This window comes from Streptomyces sp. x-19, assembly GCF_046549115.1.
GTDB lineage: Bacteria > Actinomycetota > Actinomycetes > Streptomycetales > Streptomycetaceae > Streptomyces > Streptomyces albulus_C.
In genome coordinates this window covers 1-1092 of the sequence record NZ_JAJPWK010000099.1, presented here as the reverse complement: position 1 = coordinate 1092, position 1092 = coordinate 1, and the positions used below count along the sequence as shown (strand labels likewise).

Sequence of the window (1092 nt, the reverse complement as noted above, 5' to 3'; positions counted from 1 at the left end):
CTAGGGCGCGTATCGAGTCGTGATCAATCTGTGGGATTCGCCCTCGCGGTAAGGGTGGATCCGGTATCCCGGAGTGCATGACACGGGTGCAACTGGCGGATGAAGAGTGGGAGTTGATCGAGCCGTATCTGCCGATCGGCGAGTACGGTCCGTATCCCGCAAGGCTGCGGCAGCAGTTCGAGGGCGTGATCTGGCGGTTTCGCACGGGAGCGCAGTGGCGGGAGATGCCGGCCGAGTTCGGTGCCTGGTCCACCGTGCACAACCGTTTCCGGCAGTGGCGGGACGCTGGTGTTTTCGAGGCCCTGTTGGAGGGGTTGATCGCCGAGGCGGCCAAGCGGGACAAGGTGGACGTGTCGCTGGTCAGCGTGGATTCCACCACGGCGCGAGCCCACCACGACGCGGCCGGGATGCACCTCGATCCCGATGTCCTTGACGCCCTGGAGGAGGCCGCCACACAGGCGGAGAAGGCCCGTTCAAAGGGGGCGGCGAAGAGGAACAAGCCGAACAGGACGCCCAAGACGCCGAGCGCAGACGTGTCCGGCGGCGCCGCAGGCTCCGCCTGAAGGCCGCCCTGCTGGGCCGCTCGCGGGGAGGGCAGACCAGCAAGATTCACGTCGCGGGTGACCGCACGTGCCGCCCGCTCGTGCTCACGCTGACCGTCGGCCAGGCCGCCGACAGCCCGCAGTTCATCCCCGTACTGGGCAAGCTCCGCGTCCGGCTGACCGTCGGCCGTCCCCGCACCCGCCCGGACGCGGTCGCCGCAGACAAGGCATACTCCTCCCGCAGCAACCGCACCTACCTGCGCAAACGCAACATCAAGGCGGTCATCCCGGAGAAGAAGGACCAGGCCGCCCACCGGAAGAACAAGGGCCGCCGGGGCGGTCGGCCGGTCAGCCACGACGCCGCGCTCTACAAGGAGCGCAACACCATCGAGCGCCTCATCAACAAGCTCAAGGCGTGGCGCGGCATCGCCACCCGCTACGACAAGACCCCAGACAGCTACCTCGCCGGCCTTCATCTTCGCGCCTCCATGATCTGGATCAAGGACCTCGCTCAAACCAGCCATTGATCACAACTCAATACGCGCCCTAG

The 1092-nt window shown here is 67.0% G+C and carries 1 pseudogene; it reads left to right on the top strand.

The annotated features are described in order from the left end of the window. The first annotated feature begins 77 nt into the window (after positions 1-77). Positions 78-1069 (top strand): annotated as a pseudogene (locus ACLJT4_RS42415) (IS5 family transposase). The last annotated feature ends 23 nt before the right edge of the window (positions 1070-1092 follow it).